The organism is Mesorhizobium sp. M0904, from assembly GCF_040319475.1.
In the GTDB taxonomy this organism is placed as follows: domain Bacteria; phylum Pseudomonadota; class Alphaproteobacteria; order Rhizobiales; family Rhizobiaceae; genus Mesorhizobium.
The window spans coordinates 115,260-140,739 of sequence record NZ_JAMYOC010000017.1; the positions used below are offsets into that span (position 1 = coordinate 115,260).

Annotated in this window: 24 protein-coding genes and 1 pseudogene; 4 read left to right on the top strand and 21 right to left on the bottom strand. The window is 63.0% G+C overall.

All coding sequences use genetic code 11. From position 1 onward, the window contains the following. The first annotated feature begins 108 nt into the window (after positions 1 to 108). On the top strand, positions 109 to 693 hold the full coding sequence (locus tag NKH80_RS19110) for a sigma-70 family RNA polymerase sigma factor (RefSeq protein ID WP_502900970.1): 585 nt from the start codon (positions 109 to 111) through the stop codon (positions 691 to 693). A gap of 11 nt (positions 694 to 704) precedes the next feature. Here the strand turns inward: NKH80_RS19110 and NKH80_RS19115 are convergent, their stop codons facing one another. The 11 genes and pseudogenes from NKH80_RS19115 to NKH80_RS19165 form a co-directional block, all read right to left on the bottom strand. Next, positions 705 to 881, bottom strand: coding sequence for a hypothetical protein (locus NKH80_RS19115; RefSeq protein ID WP_254818813.1), 177 nt, complete (start codon positions 879 to 881; stop codon positions 705 to 707). Positions 882 to 1,060: 179 nt separating this feature from the next. Beyond that, complete coding sequence (locus tag NKH80_RS19120) at positions 1,061 to 1,279, bottom strand: hypothetical protein (RefSeq protein WP_023676213.1); 219 nt, start codon at positions 1,277 to 1,279, stop codon at positions 1,061 to 1,063. A 222-nt stretch (positions 1,280 to 1,501) separates the two neighbouring features. Beyond that, a pseudogene (locus NKH80_RS19125) lies at positions 1,502 to 2,269 on the bottom strand (class I SAM-dependent methyltransferase); the annotation flags it as partial. After that, positions 2,266 to 3,255 (bottom strand): GNAT family N-acetyltransferase, encoded by a 990-nt coding sequence (locus tag NKH80_RS19130; RefSeq protein ID WP_352992943.1) that lies wholly within the window; start codon positions 3,253 to 3,255, stop codon positions 2,266 to 2,268. The pseudogene NKH80_RS19125 and the gene NKH80_RS19130, both read right to left, overlap by 4 nt. Positions 3,256 to 3,262: 7 nt before the next feature. Then, positions 3,263 to 4,327: a glycosyltransferase family 4 protein gene (locus tag NKH80_RS19135; RefSeq protein ID WP_352992945.1), complete on the bottom strand. Its 1,065-nt coding sequence runs from the start codon at positions 4,325 to 4,327 to the stop codon at positions 3,263 to 3,265. 20 nt (positions 4,328 to 4,347) lie between these two features. After that, a complete protein-coding gene (locus NKH80_RS19140) occupies positions 4,348 to 5,280 on the bottom strand; it encodes a glycoside hydrolase 5 family protein (RefSeq protein WP_352992947.1) in 933 nt (310 codons plus the stop codon). Further along, positions 5,273 to 6,034, bottom strand: a complete 762-nt coding sequence (locus tag NKH80_RS19145; protein ID WP_352476458.1) for a TIGR04290 family methyltransferase — start codon at positions 6,032 to 6,034, stop codon at positions 5,273 to 5,275. The genes NKH80_RS19140 and NKH80_RS19145 overlap by 8 nt, the downstream gene beginning before the upstream one ends. A 2-nt stretch (positions 6,035 to 6,036) precedes the next feature. Then, positions 6,037 to 6,837: a nucleotidyltransferase family protein gene (locus tag NKH80_RS19150; RefSeq protein ID WP_352992950.1), complete on the bottom strand. Its 801-nt coding sequence runs from the start codon at positions 6,835 to 6,837 to the stop codon at positions 6,037 to 6,039. Continuing rightward, positions 6,837 to 7,940 (bottom strand): CgeB family protein, encoded by a 1,104-nt coding sequence (locus tag NKH80_RS19155; protein WP_352688582.1) that lies wholly within the window; start codon positions 7,938 to 7,940, stop codon positions 6,837 to 6,839. Before NKH80_RS19155 ends, NKH80_RS19150 begins: the two co-directional genes overlap by 1 nt. A 15-nt stretch (positions 7,941 to 7,955) precedes the next feature. After that, positions 7,956 to 8,552, bottom strand: coding sequence for a histidine phosphatase family protein (locus NKH80_RS19160; protein WP_254818806.1), 597 nt, complete (start codon positions 8,550 to 8,552; stop codon positions 7,956 to 7,958). Then, a complete protein-coding gene (locus NKH80_RS19165) occupies positions 8,549 to 9,652 on the bottom strand; it encodes an inositol-3-phosphate synthase (RefSeq protein ID WP_352992952.1) in 1,104 nt (367 codons plus the stop codon). The genes NKH80_RS19160 and NKH80_RS19165 overlap by 4 nt, the downstream gene beginning before the upstream one ends. Before the next feature lie 158 nt (positions 9,653 to 9,810). On the opposite strand from NKH80_RS19165, the gene NKH80_RS19170 reads away from it, so the two are divergent. Beyond that, positions 9,811 to 11,643: a hypothetical protein gene (locus tag NKH80_RS19170; protein WP_352992954.1), complete on the top strand. Its 1,833-nt coding sequence runs from the start codon at positions 9,811 to 9,813 to the stop codon at positions 11,641 to 11,643. 243 nt (positions 11,644 to 11,886) lie between these two features. On the opposite strand, the gene NKH80_RS19175 is transcribed toward NKH80_RS19170, so the two are convergent. From NKH80_RS19175 to NKH80_RS19210, 8 genes are read right to left on the bottom strand one after another with little or no spacing between them, the layout of a single operon-like run. Further along, positions 11,887 to 12,933: a UDP-glucuronic acid decarboxylase family protein gene (locus NKH80_RS19175; RefSeq protein WP_352701920.1), complete on the bottom strand. Its 1,047-nt coding sequence runs from the start codon at positions 12,931 to 12,933 to the stop codon at positions 11,887 to 11,889. Positions 12,934 to 12,956: 23 nt separating this feature from the next. Then, positions 12,957 to 14,066 carry a CgeB family protein gene (locus tag NKH80_RS19180; RefSeq protein WP_352701918.1) on the bottom strand — a complete coding sequence of 370 codons (1,110 nt, stop codon included), beginning with the start codon at positions 14,064 to 14,066 and terminating at the stop codon, positions 12,957 to 12,959. Continuing rightward, positions 14,063 to 15,157, bottom strand: a complete 1,095-nt coding sequence (locus tag NKH80_RS19185) for a CgeB family protein (protein WP_352701915.1) — start codon at positions 15,155 to 15,157, stop codon at positions 14,063 to 14,065. Before NKH80_RS19185 ends, NKH80_RS19180 begins: the two co-directional genes overlap by 4 nt. Continuing rightward, positions 15,154 to 16,284 carry a CgeB family protein gene (locus NKH80_RS19190; protein ID WP_352992955.1) on the bottom strand — a complete coding sequence of 377 codons (1,131 nt, stop codon included), beginning with the start codon at positions 16,282 to 16,284 and terminating at the stop codon, positions 15,154 to 15,156. Before NKH80_RS19190 ends, NKH80_RS19185 begins: the two co-directional genes overlap by 4 nt. A gap of 2 nt (positions 16,285 to 16,286) precedes the next feature. Then, positions 16,287 to 17,387, bottom strand: a complete 1,101-nt coding sequence (locus NKH80_RS19195) for a glycosyltransferase family 4 protein (RefSeq protein ID WP_352701911.1) — start codon at positions 17,385 to 17,387, stop codon at positions 16,287 to 16,289. Further along, the gene (locus NKH80_RS19200; RefSeq protein ID WP_352701908.1) at positions 17,372 to 18,664 is read right to left on the bottom strand and encodes a TIGR04295 family B12-binding domain-containing radical SAM protein; all 1,293 of its coding nucleotides are present in this window, start codon (positions 18,662 to 18,664) and stop codon (positions 17,372 to 17,374) included. Before NKH80_RS19200 ends, NKH80_RS19195 begins: the two co-directional genes overlap by 16 nt. Then, positions 18,661 to 19,740, bottom strand: coding sequence for an NAD-dependent epimerase/dehydratase family protein (locus tag NKH80_RS19205; RefSeq protein WP_352737242.1), 1,080 nt, complete (start codon positions 19,738 to 19,740; stop codon positions 18,661 to 18,663). The genes NKH80_RS19200 and NKH80_RS19205 overlap by 4 nt, the downstream gene beginning before the upstream one ends. Further along, a complete protein-coding gene (locus NKH80_RS19210; RefSeq protein WP_352737241.1) occupies positions 19,737 to 20,843 on the bottom strand; it encodes an NAD-dependent epimerase/dehydratase family protein in 1,107 nt (368 codons plus the stop codon). Before NKH80_RS19210 ends, NKH80_RS19205 begins: the two co-directional genes overlap by 4 nt. Before the next feature lie 256 nt (positions 20,844 to 21,099). Between NKH80_RS19210 and NKH80_RS19215 the strand changes: the two genes are divergently transcribed. Then, a complete protein-coding gene (locus tag NKH80_RS19215; protein WP_352505415.1) occupies positions 21,100 to 21,372 on the top strand; it encodes a hypothetical protein in 273 nt (90 codons plus the stop codon). Between the two features lie 29 nt (positions 21,373 to 21,401). Here the strand turns inward: NKH80_RS19215 and NKH80_RS19220 are convergent, their stop codons facing one another. Both NKH80_RS19220 and NKH80_RS19225 read right to left on the bottom strand, forming a co-directional pair. After that, entirely contained in the window at positions 21,402 to 21,998 is a 597-nt protein-coding gene (locus NKH80_RS19220) for a response regulator (protein WP_352505414.1), read from the bottom strand. 1 nt (position 21,999) lies between these two features. Further along, complete coding sequence (locus tag NKH80_RS19225) at positions 22,000 to 22,197, bottom strand: hypothetical protein (RefSeq protein ID WP_352645256.1); 198 nt, start codon at positions 22,195 to 22,197, stop codon at positions 22,000 to 22,002. A gap of 166 nt (positions 22,198 to 22,363) precedes the next feature. Here NKH80_RS19225 and NKH80_RS19230 point away from each other — a divergent pair, with 166 nt between their 5' ends. Next, a complete protein-coding gene (locus NKH80_RS19230) occupies positions 22,364 to 25,468 on the top strand; it encodes a CheR family methyltransferase (RefSeq protein WP_352701896.1) in 3,105 nt (1,034 codons plus the stop codon). The last annotated feature ends 12 nt before the right edge of the window (positions 25,469 to 25,480 follow it).

Consider the following 25,480-nt stretch of genomic DNA (forward strand, 5'->3'; position numbering starts at 1 on the left):
CTCTCCGGTTTTCTGGAGCGGGGTGATTTTCGCAACCGGAACGATCTTTCGCCCAATGCATTTAACTGGTCTGCGCTCGCGAACTCATTCTGGACGGGAGCTGAACCATTGCCACCCACAGCCTACGCCTTGGCGACCCGCGAAGCCGAAGAAGTTTCCATCGTCGACCTCATACCCGCTTTGAGGGCTTTCGCCCGCACCTTCTGCCGCACTCCCGATGATGCCGACGACCTGGTCCAGGAGACGCTGACCAAGGGCCTGGCCAACATTGACAAGTTCGAAGCTGGAACGCGCATGAAGTCATGGCTCTTCACGATCATGCGCAACACCTACTACACGCGTGTCAGGGCCGCCGTGAGGGAAGCGCCCGGCCTGCTCGACTGCGCTTCGCTGCGGCCGATCTCGGAAGCGACGCAGGAATGGTCCGTACAGGGCAAGGAAGTCCACCAGGCCATCCAGAGCCTTCCCGAGCATCAGCGCGAGGTTCTGATGCTAATAGGCGTGCTGGGCGTCAGCTATGAGGAAACCGCCGAAATATGCGGTTGCGCGGTGGGAACCGTGAAGAGCCGGCTCAACAGGGCCCGCGCCGGCGTGCTTGAATACCTAGGCGAAAGTTCCTCGCAAACCCTGATGGAAAGGCGCAGCTATCTGTCCGAAGGACAACTGGACTTCGAAGCCGAGAGGCGCCGCTAATATATGTCACGTTAGTTACTGGTTCCGCGCAAGCGTCTTTCGACAAGCGCATGCTGCAATTCGATCGCAAGTTTGGTCAGCCGGTCAGGAACCCTTTCCTGCTCGATTGCCGCAAGCAAGGAAGCGATTTCCCGGTCTATCGTCAGATCGGCGCGCGTGCCGACGGAATCTTCCCTTGCGCGAGACATCGCGTTCTCTTGGCAAATGTTGGTCCCTTCATCTCACTCTGGTGGCAACAGTGCGAGTTTGCAAGAATTTGCAGGCCATCCATGCGACCGGCTTCGGTCCTTGCACAGCTTCGTCAGCGGTTGGGCTCTCGCTGCGTTTCAATTGCTCACCGGCTGCAAGCCATATGCTGCCGCAACGATCAGTCTTCAGGCCGCCGATCCGCTGAATGATCCTGGTACTGCTCCGATTTAACCCGATTGCCGTCGAGCCCACGCTCCTTGGTGTGCTGCTTCTTGTCTCTGTTGGACAGAACGGCGTTCTCTCCGATCTTGTCCTTGGGAAGATCGGTCATCGCGCCAGCGCCGGCGCCTTTGCCGTGACTGCCGCGACCGATGTGCTTCTTGCTGCCGGACGCCATCTCGTCCTCCTTCCTGCTGTCGAATAGCGGCTTTTCTCGTTCGGCATCCGAACCTGCGTTGGGCCGCAATGTTCCGCCGGAAATCGTAAGCAGGAAGGCATCGCCATCCCAGTGCCGGAACGGCTTTTCGCCGTCGACGACAACTTGCATGCCATTTGCGTTGGCGAACTTATGGACATCGGCGCGATCCAGCGCCGGCGATCCGCGATATGAATAATTCAAAAGCACGGCCATGCCTGGCCTCTTCAGCACGCGTGCGATTTCCACAAAATGTCGTTCCGCGAGGCCGGCCAGCACCAGATAGGGAAAGCTGTCGACGGCCAGCACGCGGTCGAAGCTGGCATCGCGAAAATCGGCAAGGTCGAAACCGCGGGTAGGGCGGAATTCTACATTGCCGAGCCCGGCGCATCGCCGGCGGGCGATCGAGATCATCGCCGGGGATATATCGCTGCCGACGATCCGGTGCGATAGAGCAGAGAGCACCTGTTCGAACCGACCGATGCCACAGCCGATATCCAGTATGTCGCGGCCGATTCCGGTAAAGCCTCGCCTCTCCAACCATGCAACGATTTCAGCCGTAGCGGCCGCGAGCTTTTCCTCATCGCCCAGCGACGACAGCTGGACGCTCGCCGCCGGCGAGATCGCCGCCGCCGCGTCAAACCCTGCCGCCAGCCGCTTGACAACCGCATCGTCGGTCTCGCCACCGCCACGCTCATGCCGAACGGCAGCACCTGTTTTGCGCAGCGTGGCGAAGATCTCGGGCCTGCGCTGAAGCAGGTCCGCAATCCGTCGTAGTTTTGCCGTCTTTCGCGGATCGGCCGAATGCGTGTTTTGTGCAATCTTCGCCAGTTCTGCGGGTTCGATTCCTGTCTCGAAACGGAGAGCCAGCCTGGCGATGACGGCTTCGACGCTGGCACCGTCTGCCATGCAGTCCTCCAGCACCCGCCTTGCTGATGTCGACCGCCGAGATCCTGGCTGGGTCGCGCTCATCGCCCTTTGCTCCGCGTCCAGATCTTGCGCATCGTCCACCGGTCGACGGCGCCCCAACTGTATTTGTAGGCCTCTTGTCCGCGCAGAAAATCGAACTCTTCCGCGCCTTCGCAGATCGCCTGCCTTATCGCCTGGCCGATGAGCAGCGCGCCGGGACTTTCCTCAGCATAGGCCGGATCGAAGCCACCGAGGTAAGCGTAAGCGCGGCCCCGATGATGGAACCCGTAATAGGCGCCCACGATCACGTCACCGATGGTGATGAGCCAGCATCGGGCAAGCACTTGTGCGACCAGTTTCGGCAGCGCCTGACGGTGGAATGCTTCCACGCGGGAATCGGACAGAACCCCGTCGCCGTGTCCGGCCCAGCGCGCGCGGTGAAGGCGGATCAGGTGATCGAGGAATGTCTGCGGATCGGACAAAGCGGGTTCGATGGAGACCCTGCCGCGTCTCGACGCGGCCCCGAGGGCGCGGCGCAATTGGCGCCTCCGCCGCGCCGGAACACAGCCTTGAAGCGTCTGGTCGCCGACGAGAGCGAGCACCGGGCAAGCGGCATGACTGACGGCTTGGCACGATTCGAGCGCGGCATGCCTGATGGCAAGGCCGGCGCCGCCGGGAGGCAGGTCCTGCAAGATCCACTGCGACCAGCCGAGGGAAAGAACCGTGTCGGCGATGGCGACGGCGGCCGGTGCGGCGGTTTCGGGAATACAAAGGACATCCAGATAGTCGCTCAACGAAATGCCGAGCGGAAGCAGCCGCGCGCCGGCGTCCTGGCGTTCCAGATAGAGTGGCGCCAGGCCGACCAGATCGTCGCCACTCCAGACGGCGACGGTCGCTAGCTCGCCGGGAGCGAATGTCCGCCACCATGGCAGTAACCATGCGGGAGACTGGAACGGCGTCGCCGAGGGACTGCGCGACCAGAGTTCCCACCAGTGTGGCTCAAGGGCTTCGAGGCCGGCCGGATCGTCGATGATCTCACCGCGGAGCATGTCCCGCTCACTTCGCCGTCGCGAGCTGCCCGCTGTCTGTGCCGAGCCGTGCCAGCGCCCGATAGGCGTCCATGTAGGAGGAAACCATGCGGTCGAGTGAAAAGCGCCGCCGCGCCTCGGCCCGGCAGGTCTCGGGATCCAGGCCGGGCGCGGCAAGGATGGCTTGCGCCATCTCGTCGACATCCCCGACCAGATACCCGGTCTTGCCGTGCTCGACCACATCCGGCAGTGCGCCATTCGGGAAGGCCACCACGGGTGTGCCGCAGGCGAGCGCCTCCATGGCCACGAGCGAACTGGTTTCCGCGGCAAGGCTCGGGATGACCAGGCATCGGGCTGTGTTCAGCCGGTGCCGCTTGGCGACAAAGCCGACCGGACCAAGGAAGCGGCGCCGGTCGTCCAGCCGAGGTTCGACCTCGTCGCGAAAATACGCGGTGTGGGTTTCGTAAGGGTAGACTTTGCCGCCGATGACCAACGGCACACCGGCCTTCTTGGCTGCGTCCAGCGCCAGATGGATGCCCTTTTCCGGGCAGACGCGGCTGAGCACGAGGGCAAAGTCGCGCTTGGCCTGCCGCTCGCTGAGCGCGTCAATGTCCACTCCGTTCGGGATCGGTTCGATGAGCCTGGCTCCCGGCGGCGCGGTTCTTTGCTGAGCCGCTGATACCGCATGCAGCCACAGATCCTCCCGCGCCGGATTGAGAGCGTCGGCCGGATACCAGTCGAGCGGCAAATGCAGGGTCACCAATGTCGGCCCGTCGCCCGGCAGATAAGCGTCGAAATCGATGCCGTGCAAATGAACCACGTCGATTGGCCAGCGAGCGCGTGCGGTAGCAATTGCAGCGCGATGAGCACGCTGCGCCCGGCGCTTCGCCGCTTCATCGAGCACGCCCGGTTCGGCCGGCGTCTCGATGAGAGTGCCCGCAGCGCTCGAGCCCTGGCAACCGATCACGATCGAGCGGTGTCCGGCCTGTACGAGCGCCTGGTCGAGCATCGACAGCACCTGCTCGGCGCCGCCGACCGCATCCGGCCCGACCGGGGCGAGGGGATAGGCGACGTTGAGGACGGTGAGCGTCATGGCGGGAGAGCCGAAGCTCCTCACGCCGCGGAGGCGCGTAGGCTGCCGACGGAAGGGGCAGCGATGCTGCCGGCATAGCGGCGGGTCATTGCCGCGCAGAACTCGGCGAATTCCTCCGGCACCAGCGGCGGACTGCTGTGGTGCGGCATCATTCCGCGATGCTCCGGCGTGAAGCAGAAAGTAACGGTAACGTCGAAGTCGGCCAACGCCTCCATCTGCCGGTCGAACCAGTCAAGCGCGTTCGGCCTGAAGCTGTCGGCCCAGGAAAGTCCGGTACGCAGATTGGTGACGCCGAGGCGTTTCATCCAGGCAACGGCGTCATCAAGCCGGTGATCTTCGAAATGGAACCACTGCACCAGTCCTAGTGCCGGCGTGTGGTGCAGGAACTCCTCGAGCGCGGGCTTTGGGGTGCCGTCCTGGCGAAGCAGGCCCATGTAGAAATGGCGATAGTAAGACGAGCCTTCCGCCTCGCGATGGCGCGTCGTCGCTTCCCACTCGCGCGGCAGGTCGTAGAGGCTGTACCATTGGATGCGCGGTGCGTTGCCGATCAGCAATTCCGCGGTCCGGCGCAGGCCCCAGACCTGTACCTCCTCGGCGCCGAAGGTCGACACGCCGACCTCGCTGACCCATACCGGAAGATCGGTGACAGCCGAGATCTCGCCGACCTTCTGCGGCCATTCGTGGATCTGCCAGAGGTTCCAGTCGAGCGGAAAGCCGTGTACGGCGACCGCGTCGACGTGATCGAGCACGCCGAATTCCTTCATCCGGGTCATGAAGCCGGCATCGATCGGCGAGATGCCGCCCAGCACCTTGGTCAAGGCGGGATTCTCCGCCGCGATCGCGTCGGCGGCCAGGATTGCCGTAGCGGCGAAGCGGCTCCAGCCGGGGTCGAGCTCGGGATCCCAGTGGGATTTGTTGTTGGGCTCGTTCCAGATCATCGCGGCTTCAATCATTTATCTGTCCTTTCGACGGGTAGACGGCGCCGCCGCCGGCCGGCACGTCGGCGGTGCGGCAGAAATAGACCTCCTGTTCCGGTTGCAGCACGATCTTGAAGCCGGCGCTGCGAAGCATGGCTTCGGTGCAGGCGCGATTGGGAATCCACCAGTTGGTCGGGTCGTCGGCGTAACGATGCTCGATGAAATGCAGCTTTGGGAATTCCGGCCGGTCGAACAGGTCGTGGGTCCAGAAATGATAGTTCTGCTCGAGCGCCGGCACGTTGGTGCTGCCGCGCTGCATCGACTGGAAGATCATCAGGTCGTCGGCGACGTGCTCCCGGATCAGATCGAGTGCGAGCAGAGGATGGCGCAAATGGTAGAGCACGCCCATGAACAGCACGATGTCGAACCGCTCATGCAGGGCGCCAACGTCGTAGACCGAGAGCTGCCGGAATTCGATGTCGCAGTCTGCGACCTCGGCGGCAAAGCGCGCCTGCGCCAGGTAAGCTTCATCGAAGTCGATGCCTAGCACGCGGCCGGCGCCGCGACGTTTCATCTCGATCGAGTAGAAACCCGCATTACAGCCTATGTCGAGCACCGCCTTACCGGAAAGATCGGCGGGAATCGCGTCGGCGAATTTGCGCCATTTGATCAGCGGATAATTGCCAAGGAAATGGTCGGGAGCGGTTTCGATACCGGCCAGCTCCATATTGTGGAACCATGGGCCGAGCGCATCGATACGGCGGCGGATCTCGGCATCGGAATGCAGCATGGCTAGCCTCCTTCGCCTGCGAGGATAGGGACGTGCTGGTGGCCGGGCAGCGTAATGGCGGCTTGGTCGTCCTTGGTACCGGCGGCGCTTTCAAGCAGCCGCAATGCGGTGCGGTAACCGTTGAAGGTGCCGACGTCGACATAGGCGGTGCCAGCCTTGATGCCATAGGCTTCGCCACCGGCGGCGAGATAGGCGTTGACCAGCGTGCCGATATATTCGTCGCACCGGTCCCGTTCCCGCCACAGCGCGGCGAGCTGATGAAGGGTGCGGCCGGGCATCTTGAACGCACCCCAGATCCAGTCCGACGCGGCATTCTGTTGCTTGACCTGGATTTGCTTCACCCGGCCGACCGGGTCGACAACGACGGCATCGAAGAACTCCGGCTGGTCCACCGGAAACAGCAGAAAGGACAGGCCGTCGTCCGGGAGGGCCAGGAACCCGTCTTCGGGAAACCAGATCGTGTCGGGCAACCCGACCAGAACGGTCTCGTCGGCCGCGACGAGCGGTGCGGCGCGGAAGATGGCGTCGCAAAGGCCGACCGGAGAGGGCTGCACCACAAACAGCGCGGCCGCATCGGCATAGCCGGCAGAATAATATTCCAGGATATCCGACTTACCCGAGCCGATGACGAAACAGATCTTGTCGGCCCCAGCGCGCACCATGCGGCGCACCAGGTATTCGCTGACCGCGCAAGGCCGCTCGGTGTTGCCGTCGATGCGGCTGCCGACCGGCAGAAGCTCCTTCGAAAAGCCGAGCGGCTGGATGCGGCTTCCCCGTCCGGCTGCGGGCACGATGCCCAACATCAAACTGCCTCCTTCAACGGCTCGCCATGCGTGGAGCCGTGCAGTGCATCGGACAGGATGCGGTCGAATTCCTTCGCGCGCCGCGCCGAGGTGTGTTCGTCCAGCACCCGCTCGCGCGCACGGCGGCGAATCGCGTCAAGCTCGGCGTCGGACAGGTCGAGCGCCGCGACCACGTCGTCGGTGCTGTTGGCCACGACGATCTCTTCACCGGGCCGGAAAAAGGCCTCCAGTCCGGGCCATGTGTCGCTCACCATCGCAGCCCCGCAAGCGGCGGCTTCGAACAGCCGGCCGGAAGGACACCAGCCCCGTTCGGCCATCGCCTCGCGGGTCACGTTCAGGGTCAGTCGTGATGATGAAAAGAAGGCGGGGTGGTCGGCCGGCGGCAGATGCCGGACGAAGAAGATATTGTCGCTCCACGGGAATTCCTGCGGATATTGTGCGCCGCCAATAATGAAACGGCGATCCGGCAGGCGCGCAGCCGGGCTGACCAGCAACCTCTCGACCCCGGCCTGGCGGTCTGCCGCATAGGTTCCAAGATAGGACAGGTCGCCGGCAAACTCCGGCCTGGGCGGGGCGGGCCGGTGTCGCTCTGGATCGACATGGCCGTAGAGCGGCATGACGCGGCGTGCACCCAGCGTCGACCTCAATGCGTCGATCGCGGTTCCTCCCGTGTAGCTCAGCACGAGATCGAAATCGCGAAGCCCTTCCGGCCCGAAATAGGCCGGAGGCTCGCCTTGTTCGATCCGCGCCAGCGTCACCGGCGTGTCCAGATCGTAGAAGACCTTCAGCCCGCGACAGGCCTGGTGAGCAAGGCGCGACGCGCTCACGGCATCGGGGCAATAGGAGGTGACGATGACGACATCGGCCTCTTTCATCGCCTGCTCGGCAACGCGCTGGATGTCCTCCCAATCCGGGTAAAGGACAAGGTTGCCGCCATCCAACTGGTCGAGATCGCGTGTACCGGCATAATAGGGGGTGTTGCGTTCGAAGAAGGTGATGGACCAGCCCAGCCCGGCCATCGCCCGGATCAATCCGCGCCACAGCGTGGCGTGACCGTTGCCCCACGACGATGTCACGGTAAGACCGAAAATGACCATGCGCATCCGGCAAATTCCTCGTCAGGCAGCTTCGTTGAGTCTGATCAGCTTCGACCCCCAGTCCCCCCAAACAACCGTGGTGATCGACGCTGGGTCGATATCGAAGCGAAAGCAGTTCCCCAGCGACAGGCCGAGCACTTTGCACACCGCGGCCTTGATGACGTCGGCATGGCTGACCAGTGCAACGCACTGGTTCTGGTAGGTGCCGCGGACCTGTTCGATCAGCAAGACGACGCGTTGCTGCACGTCAAGCATGGTCTCGCCGCTCGGCGTTCTCGCCTGCTGACGCTGGTCGTTCCACGCTCGCCAGTCGGCATCCTTGTTCAGCTCCTCGAAGGTCTTTCCCGACCAGGTGCCGAAGTCGATCTCATCGAGTTCCTCGCGGATCACGATTTCACCGGCATTACAGGCGAGCGCCATCGGATTGGCAGTCTCCTGCGTGCGTTCGCGCGGGCTGCAGAAGATTGCCGCTACCGGCTCGCGTGCCATACGGTCAGCCAGATGCGAGGCCTGTGCCCTGCCGGCTTCGCCGAGGCAAACGCCGGCCATCCGCCCGGCAAGATAACAGCCGACATTGTCATGCGCGGCGTGGCGCACCAGAAAAAACGTCGTCGTCATTCCGCCGCATCGAGCATCGGCTCGTCCTTGCCGGCGATGAAAGAGAGCGTGCGCTGGCGGGCTTCCGCGTCGGTGAACTGCTCGGGCGGCGATTTCATGAAATAGCTGCAGGGGCCGGTCAGGGCGCCCGCGATGCCGCGGTCGAGCGCCAGCTTGGCGCAACGCACCGCATCGATGACGACGCCGGCCGAATTGGGCGAATCCCACACTTCCAGCTTGAGCTCGGCATTCAGCGGCACGCCGCCGAAGGTCGTACCTTCGACCCGGATATAGGCCCACTTGCGGTCGGTCAGCCATGGGACATGGTCGCTCGGCCCGACGTGAATGTTGCCGGGCTCCAGGGGAACGTCGATCTGGCTGGTGACGGATTGCGTCTTTGAGATCTTCTTTGATTCCAGCCGCTCGCGTTCCAGCATGTTGAGGAAGTCGGTGTTGCCGCCGAAATTGAGCTGGTAGGTGCGATCGATGCGCACGCCGCGCTCACGGAACAGGTTGGCGAGCAGCCGGTGGACGATCGTCGCACCAACCTGGCTCTTGATGTCGTCGCCGATCAGCGGCAGCCCGTGCTGCTCGAAGCGCCGGCGCCACTCCGGCCGCGAGGCGATGAAGACTGGTATGCAGTTGACGAAGGCGCAGCCCGCCTCGAGCGCGCACTCGGCATAAAAGCGTGTTGCCTCCTCCGAACCGACTGGCAGATAGGACACCAGGATCTCGGCGCCGCTTTCGGCGAGGATCTTGCCGACATTGGCGATCGGCTCGTCGGCCTCCTCGATCTCGTCGCGCAGATATTTGCCGATGCCGTCCAGCGTCGGTCCGCGTTCGACGCGAACGTCGGTAGGCGCAACATTGGCAAAGCGGAAAGTATTGTTGGGCGCGCTGTAGATCGCGTCTGCCACATCACGTCCGACCTTGCCCTTGGCGACGTCGAAAGCGCAGACCACCTCGATGTCCTTGACATGGTAGCCGCCAAGATCGGCATGCATCAGCCCGGGTATGGGCTCATTGCTCCTTGCGTCGCGGTAATAGGTGATGCCCTGAACAAGGGAGGAGGCGCAGTTGCCCACGCCGACTATTCCGATCCGAACTTTCTTCGATCCCACGAAACCGCTGCCTATGCTGTTGAAGGTAAGTTCTTCGTGCCAAACCGCCTGCCTCCCGGATTGTTCCTTGCCGGCTGTAAAAATCGTGCAACCGACGGTGGATCAAAGTAGCGTCCGCCGAGTTGTGCAGCGGGGGATGAGGCCAACCGGGACGGACAATGATCGTCTATGGCGACCACAAGCAAACTGAGAGCGCGCGATATGTTCGCGCCTCGGCTCGCGACGCGGCCGGGCACATCGCGGACATGCCAAGCGGGATCGGACGGCACGCAGCCCTGGTCGGCCTGTTCATCAAGGTTTCGGAATTGGTCCAGGGCCTTGCCGATGCGGAATTCGCGGCCAAGGGCATGGACAGGAATTCCCCACAACGGATCGCTGGCGCAAATCTCCTGGTCGGCTTGGCCCGGGACGTGGGCAGATCGTGGAGAGCCGGATTCGCCGTCGACGGCCCGGTCGATGCCGAAGTGCCGCGAATGTTGGCCGAACTCGAATGCGATGGCGACATTCTGACCGGCGCGGCTGAGGGCTACGCTCACTACGCGCTTTATCCGGAGAGCTATTTCGTCGCCGCGCGGCAGTCGGGTCTCGATGCGAACACATGCGTAATCGGCATCCGCAGCATCGGCCTTGGGCTTGCAGCGATGGTGGCTGCAGCCATCGGCGCGCCAGCACCCGTCAGCGTCCGTCCGACCGGCCACCCGTTTCGCAGGCGGCTTGCCGCCGATCCGGAGCTGATCAGCGGCTGGATGACGAAGCCGTCGGCCCGCTTTGCCATCGTCGATGAGGGCCCGGGTCTGTCCGGCAGCTCGTTCCATGCCGTCGTCGCATGGCTACAAGCGCTGGGCATCGATACCAGGCGCATCCATCTGTTCCCAAGTCATTTGGGTGGCCCGGGCCCCGCGACGTCGGCGGACATCCGTGAGGCATGGACGGTGTGCCAAAAACACACTGCGGATTTCGAACGGACTTTCCCCGCTGGATCCGCTCTGCCGGCGCTGCGGGATTGGGTGGCTAGAATGATCGGCCGCACAGCGGTCAGCCTGATGGAAATATCCGCCGGAGAGTGGCGTCGCTTGCATTATGGCTCGCAGGATCATTGGCCGCCCGTTCATCGCGGCTTCGAGCGGCGGAAGTTCCTCGCTTCCGCGGGCCGGGAAAAATGGTCGGTCAAATTCGTCGGCCTCGGTGAAATCGGAATGCACAAGGCCGAGACCGCCAGGAGGCTGCACGACGCAGGCTTTGGCCCGGAAGTCGCCGGGCTGTGCCATGGCTTTCTGGTCGAACGCTGGATCGACGGCACAACGCTGGACCGGGCAACGCTTTCGAAAGAAAAATTGGTCGCTCACCTGGCGGGCTATCTCGCCTGGCGCGCAGCCAATCTGCCTGCCTCGGAGCCAGGTGCCTCGCTGGAGGCGCTTGCCGACATGGCCGTGCGGAATACAAGTGAGGCGCTGGGCGAACGCCGCGCGGCGGAGCTGCAGACCTGGTTCTCGAAACAGGCTCCCCCCAAGACCATGCAGCGGGTCGAGATCGACGGGCGGCTTCATCCGTGGGAGTTCATCCTTTCGCGTAGTGGAACGCTGGTCAAGACGGACGCCCTCGACCATTGCCGATCGCACGATCTGATCGGCTGCCAGGACATCGCCTGGGACATTGCCGGCGCCCGTGTCGAGTACAGCCTCTCTAATTCGGCGACTGGGGCGCTTTGCAAGGCCGTGGAAGCGAGAGCCTCCCGTCCCGTCGATGCCAATCTGGTCCAATACTATGAGCCCTGCTATCTTGCGTTCCAGCTTGGCTTGTGGAGCATGGCTGCACGATCTGGCGATGATCGGGAACAGATCCGGCTGGCGGCCGCGGCAAGACGTTATACCTCGATGTTGCTTCGTTTCCTGGAGAACCAAGGAGAGCTGCGGCCCTTCGACCAGGATCAGTCCAGCCGGCGAAGCATATCCGCTTCCTTTTCGAGGATGGCGACTACCTCCTCGCGCTGAAGATGCGTCATCATCAGGCTCACGCAACATTCCAGATAGGTGATGGAGGCGCGCCGCAGGAAGGCAGCCGTCTCGTTTGCGGCCATTTGCTCGATGTCTTTGGCGGATCGCTTCGGATGCACAATCGTCTCCATGCCGGTACCTTGGCAGAACCAGAAGCTGGACGGGTTGTTCCCGCGACGAGAAAAAGTGACCAAATCCGAAACGACCGCGCGATCATGCAGCGGCCAGACGCTCCCCGCCTCAGGCCGGCAGGTTTTGCAGCCGGCCTGAGGCAGAACGTACGGTGGCGGCAATTTGACGTCTTCTGTCGATCATCTGCGCCGTCTCAAGCTCGGCAAAATAGCCGATCGTGTGCATCAAACCTTGCCTGAGCGGCACTTTTGGCGACCAGCCGAGAAGCTTCCTTGCGCGGGAAATATCGGGTTGCCGACGACGAGGATCGTCTTGCGGCAGCGGCAGGAATTTCACGTCCGATTTGGTTGCGGTCATGCCTCTCACCAGGCTCGCCAGTTGCAGGATGGTGAACTCCCCCGGATTGCCCAGATTGACCGGCTTGCGTGGATTGGGATCGACCTCCATCAACCGGATCAAGCCGTCGACCAGATCGGAAACGTAGCAGAACGACCTCGTCTGCAGCCCGTCGCCGAATATCGTCAGCGGCCGTCTCTCGAGTGCCTGCATGATCAGATTGGAAACGATCCGTCCGTCCGCAGGGTCCATCCTGGGACCATAGGTGTTGAAGATGCGCGCGACACGGATATCGGCTTTTCCCATTCTCAGATAATCGAAGCATAGGGTCTCGGCGGTGCGCTTGCCTTCGTCATAGCAGGCGCGGGGGCCGATGCAGTTCACGTGGCCGACATAGTCTTCCTTCTGCGGATGCTGTTCGGGATCGCCATAGATCTCGCTGGTGGACGCCTGCAGGAAGCGGGCGCCACTACGGGCGGCAAGCTCCAGCAGATTGAGCGTCCCGATGACACAAGTCCGCGTCGTGTGGACCGGGTCGGCCTGGTAACGCGGCGGCGAGGCCGCGCATGCCATGTTGAAGATGCGATCCACCGGTTCGCCAGGCTCCAACGGCCGGCAAATGTCTTGCTTGATCAGCCGAAAATCCGGACGATCGGCGATCGATGCTATGTTCTCCATGCGGCCGGTAAGGAAATTGTCGACGCAGATCACGCGCCAGCCGGCCTGGAGCATTGTCTCGCAAAGATGCGAACCGAGGAAGCCGGCGCCGCCGGCGACAAGCACGGTCTTGGTCCGTTGCGCCTTTCTTGATAGCTGCATCTCTATCTTCTCCCGTCTGCGGGTCATGCTGCGCTCTCGACGTCCAGATCGAGAACAGAACGTGGCGATTTGGCTTGCGCCAGCAGCGCAACGAATTCGCGGGCTCTTGCGATGCTTGTGTGAGCTGCCAGGATGAGCACGCGCGCCTGCGTGGCCATGGCAAGCCGGGCGCCGTCGGATTCTCCAGACAGGATACCGATTACGTCCTCGGTCCTGCGCGCCGTGTGAATCGTCCGCCCTGGAAACAGGCTGTCCAGTCCGGCCCAGCTATCGCTGATGATCGCCGTGCCGCAGGCCGCTGCCTCGAAGAGGCGCACGCTGGGCGACCATCCGGCCGCGATCATGGAACTGCGCGTGACGTTCAACGTGTAGCGTTGGCGGCTGTAAAAGGCGGCATGGTCTGCCGGCGGCAGGTGTTCGATGCGATCGACATTGTCCGGCCAGGCGATTTCGCGCGGATATTGCGAGCCGGCAACGACGAAGCGACGCTCAGGCATGCGACGCGCCGGTTCGAACAGCAGGGCCTCCAGCGTCGCCTGGCGGTCGGGGCTGTACGTGCCGAGATAGCCGAGATCCCAGCGGATTGGGTCACCGGTTCCGTGATGCCGTTCCGGGTCGACGGAACAGTAGAGCGGCTCGGCCCGCCTCGCGCCGAATTCCGCAGTCAGACGGGCAAGCGTCGGCCCGCCGGTAAAGGAGAAGTAGACATCGAAATACGGGACCTGCCGCCTGGCAATATACTCGCAATCATCGGTTGAAAGCTTTGCCAGCGTGACCGGCGTGTCGATGTCGTAGAAGCAGAACTGACCTGTGCACAGCGATGCCACGACGTCGATGATTTCAGGACCTTCGGGAACGAAGGAGCCGACGACCACGATATCGGCATCGCGCAGGCAGCGCGCAAAATTGCGGCGAAGATCATCGGTCGTTTCATAGTAGCGCAACGCGCAGAAATCGGGGTCGCGCAGATCCCGGTGACTTGCGTACCACGGCACGTCGCGTTCGAGAAAGGTGACGCGGTGACCGAGTTCGTGGAGACCTTTAAGCAGCCCCCGAAAGGTGGTGGCGTGGCCGTTTCCCCAGGACGAGGAGAGCGACAGGCCAAGAAAGACGATGTCGAGCGGCTTCGTCATTCGGCCGCCTCCACGGTCGGACGCTCGAAATGGCGCCTGAAAATGGCGTCGGCCAAAACGGCCCGTGTCGTATAGGTATGTTCGCCAAGTACCCGCCGAAGCGCGGATGCCCCGATCGCCTTGGCCTGTTCGGCGCTAAGGCTTTGCATGATCTCGGCGACGTCCTCGCCATCGCGCGCGACCAGGATTTCCTCGCCGGGTTTCAGGAACAGGTCCACACCGAGCCAGGCGTCGGTGATGAGGCACGCGCCGGCGCCGGCTGCCTCGAACACGCGCGTCGCAGGTGAAAAGCCATTGGCCGCCATGCTGTCGCGGCTGATGTTCAGCACCGCCTTGGCCGTGACGTTCAGAGCATTGTGGTCACGCGTGCCGACATGGCCGAGCCATCGGACATTGGCGGGCATCTGCTTGTCGCCCCAGCCAGATCCGCCGAGCAGGAAGCGCTGATCGGCCGAGCGGCCGGCCGGGTCGAGGAAGAAGGCCTCGACGCGCGCCTCGCGGTCCGGCAGCCGGTTGCCGAGGAAGGCGAGATCGCAGGCAAAACGCATATCTTTGCCGACCGGATGATGCGTTTCCGGATCGAGCGCATTGTAGATCGGCACGCATTCGGCCGCTCCCATGGCCCGATAGGCCCAGACCACCGGGTCGCCGCCGCCATAGGTCAGCACGAGGTCGATTTCCTGCAGCGCGCGATGCAGCGGATGGTCGGGCTCGTCGCGCAACTGGCCGAGCGTCGCCGGCGCATCGACATCCCAGAATACGGTCAGCGCATCGGCACGGGCGTGATCGAGCACCGCCCGCAACAGCGCGTCGTCGGCGAAACCGACGCCGCTTGCCTTGACGACGATATCTGCCTCCGCCGCCCGCGCGGCCACCTGCATCATGGCATGCGGGGTGGCCTCGTAGACGACCACGGCACACCAGTCCGGCGCCTCGATGTCGCGGTTTTTCTGGCGATCGTAGACGTCCGGCTCGTAGAAGGTGATGTCATAGCCGAGCCTTGCCAAGGCCTTGAGCAGCCCGCGGTAATAGGTTGCCGCGCCGTTCCAATAGGACGACAGCAGACTCGATCCATAGAATGCGATCTTCATTCGGCGGCCTCCTTTGCAAGGATCGTGTCGGCGGCTTGGCGGTGCCCGCATTCGGCGAGCACGCCGAACAATTCATCCGCCCGGTGCCGGCATGTGTGCCGCAAGCGGATGGTCTCGAGGCCCGAGGTCGCCAGAGAAGCGGCGAGATCCGCATCGTGCAGCACGGCGCGAAGATGACGCCGCATCTCGAAGCCATTATTTGCAAACAAGAAATCGGTGCCGGGCCTGAACAAGCGTTCGACATCGGACCAAGGCGCCGAAACAAGCGGAATGCCGCAGGCGAGCGCCTCGAACATGCGGATGGTCGGGATGCCGGGCAGGCTTTCGCGATATGGACGCCGCGGGATGTGAACCGTGATGCGGTTCGCCGCGAATGCCTTCGGCACGTCGGCATTGGCGATCCAGCCTTCGTAGCGCAGGCCGGCGGCCGCAAGGTCGGCGAGCGCCTCCGGCGGATAGCGAACGCCGTGGACGGTTCCGCTCAGGCCGAGCTCACGCACCGGGCCGACCAGGAACTCCCTGATTTCGGCGCTGCGCTCGTCGTCGCCCCAATTGCCGATCCAGATAAGGTCGGAACTACGCTCGATTTCAGGATGCGGCTGGAACAGGTGGTCATCGGCTGCCTCGTGCCAGGTGAAGACCCGCTTGCCCCATCCGGCACGGAGATAGCTTTCCCGCAGCGCCTCGCCGAAGGCGAGCACGCCGTCATAATGTTCAAGCCGCAAGGAGGAGATCGCTTGCGTGGCCGATATGGCGCGATGGTGCGTGTCGTGGAACAGCAGCGTGAAACGCCCGCCATTCGCTTTCACCCTGCCCAGCCGCGCGACAAAATCCGGCTCGGTCCACTCATGCACGATCACCACATCGGCATCGGAGATCCAGGCTTCGTGGTCGAAGGCGGCGTCATAGGTGACCGGCATCAGCTCGGGAAAGTCCTTCCGGAATCGTTCGATGGCGAAGGATCCTTTCTCGGCCAGCAGGTTCGACCGGCTCCAGCCGTCGGCGGGCTCCAGCGCGATAGCCTGGTGCCCGCGCGCGACCAGCTCACGCATGATGCCCCGCAGGAAATGTGCGTTGCCGTGGTTCCAGTCGGAAACGATCGAATGGGTGTAGAACAAAAACCGCATAATCAACTACCCGCCATGGTGGCCAGGGCCGCCTTGTCGTAGACGCCGCGCATGGCGGTCGCCTGTCTTGCCAATGAAAATCTACGGCTTCGGCGGGCCGCTGCCTCACCGAGTTCTCGCCGGCGCTGCGCGTCACTGCACAGGCTGCTGATGCATCTGGCGAGATCGCTCGGATCGCGCGCGTCGTAGAACATGGCCGCGCCGTCCCACAGTTCGCGATAGGTCGAAATATCGGCGAGCACCAAAGGCGTCTTCGACATCGCGGCTTCCAGCGTGGCCAGACCGAACGGTTCGTAGCGCGACGGCGATACGAAAATGCCGGCCCGCGCCATCAGCAGGCGCACTTCCTCATGCGGTACCGGCCCGACGGGAACGGCGTGGCTGAAGCCAACATGCTGGCCGTCCGGGCCTTGCAGCGAGCCGGCGACGAAGACCGGCCATTGCGTGCGGGAAGCGGCCCGGTCCAGCACCGCCGCATTCTTTCCCTCGTCCCACCAGCGCGCAGCGGCGAAAACGACCGATTCCCGCCTTTCGCTCTTCGGCCCGGGCCGTGCACCGTTGCCGACGACGCTCAGGCGGGCGATCGGCCCGTAGCAGGTTTCCAGCATGTCGGCATGGCTGCGGCTGGGTGCAACGACCATGCCTGCGTCATCGAAACCGCGCCGGTTGCGGTCCTTTTGCCAGGCCCAATCGCCGTCCGCCGCCTGTCCTTTGACGGCGTGGAACCATGTCACCACGCAGGAATGCGACACCGCCACGACCGGGCAGGGCACGTCGAGCCCCGCAGCCTGCGTCGGCGCGTTGAGATGGACGATTTCGATGGCGTAGTCACGGATGAGCGGGAGCAGCTCCTGCTGCAACGCGTCGAGGTCTTGCTCGTCGCGGGTCATCCAGTCGGGCGGCGTGTTGAGCCAGGTCAGCGCCGCGAATGACTGGGCCTCCTCGGCCTGCTGCCTGGACGGTTCCGGACCAAGCCCGGCAAGCACGACACTGTCGCCTCCGGCGACGAGTTGCCTGGCCAGATCGAGCGCATAGCGCCAGACGCCGCCGACGGCATCGACAGTCATCAGGATGCGACGCGGCGGGCTCAGTGTCCGCAACATGTGGCCTCCAATTCAGCCAGCGGACGCGGACGCTTCTCCTGGATGTCGCTGAACGTCCGGAAGGATGCGAGGTAATGTTCATGCGCGCGCTCCCAGGCGAGATCGTCCGGCTCGCCCCAAAGTTCGCGGTAGCTGGGCGAACTCGGATAAGGATAAAGCGGCACCGGTTCGTTGGCCCAAACGCCGTTGTCGATCAGGTGCTTTCGCCAATAGTCGACCAGCGCGGGATCGTCTTCGACCACGCCGATGAGATTGGCCTGAACGAACGGCACATGGCGCCTGGCGTCGACCAGCAACGCAGCCAGTTCCTCGGTGCCCAGCCGGCAGCGTTTTGCCAGCATGGCGCGGCCTTCCACCGTCAGGCTTTCGAGCCCCGCCTCGATCGAGACGCAGCCGGCGGCGCCAAGCAGTTTCAGCAGTTCCGGTTTCCAGAGGTCGATCCGCGTCTGCACGCCGAACTTCACATCGCGATCGACCAGCGCTTCCAGCAATGCCTTTTGTGGCAGGAATATCTCGTCGATGAAGTAGATGTAGCCGACGCCCTGTGCGATCAGCCGGTCGATCTCGGCGATCACCGCTTCGTGGTTCCGACGGCGATAGGCGTCGCGGAAATCGATCTTGGCGCAGAAGCTGCAATTATACGGGCAGCCGCGCGAAGCCTCGACCTCGGCGCCAAAGCCGACCTGGTTGTCGTCGAAGCGGTGATGGTGGTGCGAATGGGCGGCAATCCAGTCCGATGGCCATTCGAGCGCTGGGTGATCGATGAACGAGCTCGCATGCGCGCTGCCGTTCGAAACCAGTTCTCCATCCTCAAAATGGGCGGTGGACGGCACAGCATTCCAGTCGTCGCGCCGGGCGAGTTCCGCGACCACTTCCTCGCATTCGCCGCGCACGACAATGTCGACGCCAAGCTTGCGCAAAGTCGGCGCCGGCGTCGCCGAGCCATGCGGCCCGACGGCGACGGTGCGGCCGCCGCGCCCGGCAAGATGGTTGAGAAACTCAGCCGGCACGCGCAACTCGGGCGGTGCGCAGCGCCAGAACAGGTAGGTCGGCGCGGTGCTGACGACGGTCATATCAGCCTCGAAAGCGGCGACGCGATCGGCAAGCGCGGCGTTGTCGAGCTTCTGGATCTGCCCGTCCAGCATCAGCACCTCGTGACCGGCGGCTTCGAGCAAGGCTTTCGAATAGCCGAGTTCGAGCGGCAGATGCGGCTGGCGGCAGCCGAAATAGATGCTGTCCTGGTAGGTCCAGGACGGATTGACCAGAGCGACCTTCATGCTACGTACCTCGCCGGTTCGGGATGCGGGTCGGCGCGATGACGCTGCAGCCAATCGGCGAGGTCGCGGATGCCGTTTCGCCACGAGACATGCGCTTTCCATCCCAGCGCCGCCTCGATCGCGCGTGTGTCGGCGACGAAGAACGGTTGGTCGCCGGTGCGTTCGCGGTCGTAACGGATCGAAACGTCCCGTTTCGTTATGTCGCAAATCTCCTTCAGTAGCATGCGCAGGCTGACGGCGTTTTCCGGTCCGCCGCCGAGATTGAATGCCTGGCCCTTGATTTCCTCGATCCGGTCGAGCACCGCGCGGTAGGCCGCGACCGCGTCGGCAACATGCAGGATGTCGCGCACCTGCTTGCCGTCGCCATAGATGGTGATCGGCCGGTCGGAAAACGCGCTAAGCAGGAAATGGGCGACCCAGCCCTGATCCTCCGTCCCGAACTGGCGCGGTCCATAGATGCAGCTCATGCGCAGCACCGCCGTCGGCAGATCGTATGACTTGGCGTAGTCGAGGACATACTGGTCCGCCGCGCCCTTGGAGCAGCCATAGGGCGTGCAGAAATCAAGGCCGCGCGTCTCGTCAATGCCGTGCGCCTGGATGCTGGCGTCGCAAGGCGCATATTTGCCGTCGTCTTCGCGCATCGCAATGTCAGCGAGCCGCCCATAGACCTTGTTGGTGCTGGCGAAAACGACGGGGATGCGTTTGCCGCTGCGGCGAGCGGCTTCCAGGACGTTGAACGTTCCGCGCAGGTTGATGTCGAAATCCTCGTCCGGCCGAACCAGGCTCGTGGTGACGGCGGTCTGCGCGGCAAAGTGGAAAACCGCCTTCGACCCAGCCACCAGCGGCATCAGCGCCTCCGATTCGCGGATGTCGATGATTTCAGTGGTGAGACGGCTGCCGTGCTTTTGCGTCAGCCATTCGAGGTTCTGCTCGACGCCGGGACGGCTCAGATTGTCGATGACCAGAACCGGTTCGCCATCCGACAACAGGCTGTCGGCGAGGTTGGAGCCGATGAAGCCGCTGCCGCCGATAACGGCGACGGGCGCTTCGCGAAAATCGGGTGAATCCGGTCTCATGATACCAGCCCTCGCGCTTCGAGTTCCCGCTTCATCTCGGCGCTGCGATCGATGGCGACGGTGTTGCGCACCCATGCGACGAAATCGCCGAGCGAATGCTCCAGCCGGTATTGCGGCTGGAAGCCGAGCAGTTCGCGCGCCTTCGATATGTCGGCAAAGCAATTGCGGATATCGCCGGAGCGTGCCTTGCCGAGGATTTCCGGCTGGCGGCCAGGCACGCCCATTGCTTCGGCGAGCAGCCGGGCGACGTCGCTGACTGCGTAGGCCCGCCCGCTGCCGATGTTGATGACGTGGCTGCGCGCCTGGGGCTGTTCCAGCGCCAGCCGGAAGGCGCGGGCAACGTCGCGCACGTGCACGAAATCGCGCTGCTGTTCGCCGTCCTCGAAAATCAGCGGTCGCTGGCCATTGGCGATGCGCGAGGCGAAGTTCGCCAGGACGCCGGTATACGGGTTCGAGAGCGCCTGTCCGGCGCCGAAGACATTGAACAGGCGCAGTGCCACCGCGTCGATGCCATAGGCTTCACCGAAGATCAGTACGGCGCGTTCCTGGGCGTATTTTGTCAGCGCGTAGATCGAGGCGAGGTCGACCAGTTTCTGCTCGTCGGTCGGCAGCGGCGATAGGACTTCGCCTTCCGGCGACAGGGGATTCCATTGGCCATTGCGGATGTCGTCCAGCTGCCGTCTTGCATTGTCGATGCGCCGGCCGTCCGGCGTGGCATAGAGACCCTCGCCATAGACGCTCATCGACGAAGCAACGACGATCCGTTCGATCGGGCGTTTGATCAGCGCTTCCAGCAGCGTGGCGGTGCCGAGGTCGTTGGCGCCGACATAGCGGGCGATCTCGTACATGGACTGGCCGACACCGACTTCGGCCGCCAGGTGAATGATCGCGTCGACATCGGCGACCGCCTCTGCGATGGCCTCGCGATCGCGAACGTCGCCTTTGATCAGCTTGGCGCCTGGCGGCAGGCTGATTGCCTCGCCGCCATGCACCTGGTCCAGCAACGCATCGAGAATTGAAACCCCATAGCCATGTTCAACGAGTTCCTGGGCGACGTGGCGGCCGATAAAACCGCAGCCTCCCGTGACCAGTATACGTTTCACGACAACTCCTCATACGAATGGCTTTGCCGCCCCAAACTTCCGGGCGAAAGGTTTGTTCCCTTGCTTCAACAAAGTTCCCGAGCGCTGCGCTCCGGAAGCGACCGCCTTGGGCTGGGCACGGGAACATCGAAGCGCGCTTGGTGTTAGGAGCCATAATCGACCAACCGCGCGCATATGCTCGGCAGCAATGCATCTGCTGGTTGTACGAGGCAGACCGGGATCTCGCGGTGTGCGGTGGAATCGAAGGGAGATTGGAATGTCTGAATCGAAGACGACCACCGATCATGATGAAATCCGCCGTTGGGCTGAGGATCGCGATGGCCGGCCGGCGGTGGTGCGCACCAAGGGCGAGGGCGGCATACTGCGCATCGACTTCGGCGAGCCTGAAGAGACGTTCGAGCCTGTCGAATGGGACGAGTTCTTCAGGATATTCGACGAGAACGAACTGGCCTTCCTCTACCAGGAAGAGACCAGCGGCGGCAAAACCAGCCGCTTCAACAAATTCGTCGAACGCAACCGGAAAGGCTGACCTCGTCTGATTGCCGACAACTGCCGCGGTCAGTGCAGCAGGTTCGCTCCACGTGCCCTGACGATGTTTCGCATGATGCCGTTGAGCCAGTCCTCGGTGGAGGAGCCGGATGGTCTCCGGTCGATTTCGCCGATAGCCTGTTCGAGCGTCCGCTCGACCAGCCGGTCGGAGGCCTCGACATCTCCCAGCAGCAGGCGCGCCGCGAGCCTGAGCTTAGGCAGCAGCGAAAATACGTCGTCCGAGGGCTCCGACGCTCGACCTCCTGTCGATGCCGACGTCTCGGCTGGAAAGAGAGCGTCGAAAACAGCCTGGGCGTCCGAGGATTTTCGGAGGCTGCTGGCATACCGAAGCCGCTCGGGAATAACGATGTCTTCATCGCCGCTGAAAAACACGAACGGCACGCCACGGCGCATCAGTTCGTCGGCGATCGGAAATACCCGTCGTCCGTTGAGATTGATGTCCAGGATCGCGGCTTCGGCCTCGTCCGTATGTTTCGATGCCTGTTCCACCGTCGCTACCGGGCCAAGCACCACGGCGCCCATCTTGCTGAAATAACGTGCAAGATCCCCCGCCAGCATCCATTCGTCCTCGACGATCAGGATATGCAGGCCTTGCAGGTCGCGCACCTCATTGTTCCTTCTTTCTGCGGGATCTACGCTTGTCGGCGCGGACTTCTGCAAAGTGGCGCTCCAATACCTCTTGCAACCGTTCCGCGAGCGCGAGCAGGCGAGGCGGAATGTTTTCAGATACCGGGAACTTGGTCAGATCCGGCGAGGGCAACAGAATTCGCTTGGCCGGCTTTATTTCAGGTGATCGTTTTGCCATTGGAACCGCCTCCAAAGTCAAATGTTAATGCCCACCGGCGGTACTTTGTTCCGTTGGTGGACTATTTACTGGCCTCAGGCTCGGCCCGGTCTTAATCTGAGGCGCGATTTGGGTCTAAGGCCCGATTTGACGGCTTTGTGTTTGCGGCTGTTACCAGGGGCTTGGCGTGGCATCCCAGAATGGAAGATTTCCCATAGTCGGGGTCGGCGCATCGGCCGGCGGCATTCCCGCGATGGAGGGCCTGTTCAAAGGGCTGACCGGCGACACCGGCATGGCGTTCGTCGTCGTCACGCATCTCAGCCCGGAGCGGGAAAGCCTGCTGCACGAGGTCATCCGACGTTATACCGAAATGCCGGTCTTGGTGGCCGAGGAGGGGGCAGCGGTCCAACCCGACCAGGTCTATGTGATGCCGCAAAACGTTGTCCTCACCATCCGTAAGGGCGCGCTTTCGCTGCGCCGGCCGAACACGCTCAACCGCGAGCGCAAGCCGATCGATATCTTCTTCAGCGCATTGGCCGAGGACCAGGGCGAGTATGCCGTCGGCATTATTTTGTCGGGTGGCGATTCGGACGGCACGCTCGGCGCCAGGGCAATTAAGGAGCATGGCGGGCTGACCATTGCCCAGGCCTCCAACGGTTCCGGCCCCCGCAATCCAGATATGCCGCAGAGCGCGATTTCGAGCGGCCTGATCGACATAGCGGCGCCCGCCGAGCAGATCGGTGCAAAGCTTCAGGCGTTTGTCCGCGGTTTCGACGTGCTGAACGGCCTGACCGAAGCGGACGACGAACGCAAGGCCGAGATAGATCGAGCCCGCGATGAAATCTACGCCATTCTGCGCAGCCATTCCGGTCACGACTTTTCCGGCTACAAGGCCAAGACGTTCCTGCGTCGCGTAAAGCGGCGCATGCAGATAACGCAGCTACAGTCGATCAGCACCTACATAGAACGGCTGAAGAGGGATCCCGACGAGGTGGCGAAGCTGTTTCGCGACCTGCTCATCAATGTCACCAGCTTTTTTCGGGACGCCGAAGCGTTCAAATTGCTGGAGGACAAGATCATACCGCAGATTTTCGAGGGCAGGAACGCGTCCGATGCGGTGCGTGTCTGGGTGCCCGGCTGCGCCACCGGCGAGGAGGTGTTCTCGATCGGCATGCTGATGCGCGAGCGCATGGAGAAACTTCCCGCGCCGCCGCGCGTCCAGATATTCGCGACCGACATCGACGAGCCGGCGCTCGCGGTGGCGCGTGCGGCGCGTTATCCCGAAGCGCTGCTGCACGGGCTATCGCCACAGCGCAGGCAACGCTTTTTCCACAGCGACGGCGAGAGCTATGTGCTGGCCAAAGAGGTGCGCGAACTCTGCATTTTTTCCCCGCACAGCGTCATCCGCGATCCTCCGTTCTCGCGTATGGATATGATTTCGTGCCGCAACCTGTTGATCTATTTCGGCCCGCAGATCCAGAACCGGGTCGTCCCGATCTTCCACTATGCGCTGAGGCCGGGCGGTTATCTGTTCCTCGGCACCTCGGAAAGCGTCGGTCAGCACGGCGACCTGTTCGCCACGGTCGATAAAAAGCAGCGGATATTCCAGGCGCGGGAACATGCCACGCCGCGACCGCCGGTCCTGATCGGCAATGGCTTCACAGCTGCCCTGCCGGCGGGACGCCGTGGCTCAAAAAACGATGGCGCGAGCCATTCGCTGCGCCAGGCAATCGAGGCTCAGGTGCTGGAGCGGTTCGCCCCGCCTCACGTGCTGGTCAATGGCGATGGCGACGTCGTCTACTATTCGGGGCGGACGGGTAAATATCTGGAAGCGCCGCAAGGTGCCCCGAGCCGGCAGTTGCTGACCTTGGCCCGCCGCGGGCTGAGACTTGAGATGCGCGCCGCGTTGCGGGAAGCAGCAACGACGCGCCGCACGGTCGTGCGGGAGAACATAGCGGTCGAAGAAGACGACGGACAGCTTCAGTTCATTACACTGACAGTCGAGCCGTACACGGAACGCAGCAATGGCGAGCCCCTCTACCTCGTCCTGTTCAATCCGGTGGGGCAGGCCCAGATACGCTCCGATCCGGCCCGCGAAAGCCGCGGCACAGACGACGCGGCCGATCTCGAACGGGAGTTGCGCGACACGCGCGAGCGGCTGCAGTCGACCATCGAGGAGTACGAAACCGCGCTGGAGGAAGTAAAATCTTCGAACGAGGAACTCGTCTCCGTCAATGAAGAGGCACAGTCGACGAATGAGGAGCTTGAGGCCTCGAAGGAGGAAATGCAGTCGCTCAACGAAGAGCTCAACACCATCAATGCGGAACTGACCGGCAAGATAGAGGAACTCGATCGCGCCAACAGCGATCTCAGAAACTTGTTCGAAAGCACGGAAATCGCCACCATCTTCCTCGACCGCAACCTTGTGGTGCGAACCTTTACTCCTGCCGCGTCGTCGTTCTTCAACTTGCGTCCGTCAGATGTCGGCCGACCGCTGACCGATCTTTCGAGCCAACTCGACTACCCCGAGTTGAAGCGGCACATCCAGGCGGTGTTCGAGACGGGAGAGACCCTGAACCATCACCTTGCGCGCGACGACAAGGGCCGGTTCTACCTGGTCCGCATCAACCCTTACCGGGACAAAGGCGGCAGCATCCAAGGCGTGGTCGTGACACTGATCGACGTGACGACACTGGCGCAGGCGGAAGAGCGTCAGCAGGTGCTCATCTCGGAGCTGAACCATCGCGTCAAGAACATGCTGGCGGTTGTCGCCAGCATCACCAACCGGACGCGGGAATACTCGGCGTCAAAAGACGAGTTCGCTGAAGCTTTGATCGGCCGTCTGCATGCAATGTCACGAGCCTACAGTCTGCTCTCGCGCGAAAGCTGGACGGAAGCCTCCGTCGAGGAACTGCTGCGCCAGGAGCTTGGTCCCTTCGGGGCCGAACGGTTCGAGCTCGATGGCAAGCGGGTAAGCCTCAAGCCTGTACAGGGGCTTTCGTTCGGCATGGCAATCCATGAACTGGCGACCAATGCCGCTAAATATGGCGCACTGTCGAAGCCTGCCGGGCGGATAATTGTGAAATGGTCGGTGGTGGATGGAACCTTCAAGCTCGTCTGGCGCGAGAAGGGCGGCCCCCGCATCAAGGAGCCAACCGACAGCGGCTTCGGCCTTACCCTTCTGCGCGGAGAAATCGGCTACAGGCTGGGCGGAAAAATTGAAACAACTTTCCGCTCAAATGGTTTGGAGGCGGAAATTGCATTCCCTCTGACCCGCGAGGGCTCGTCGTGACCGGAAAGGTGC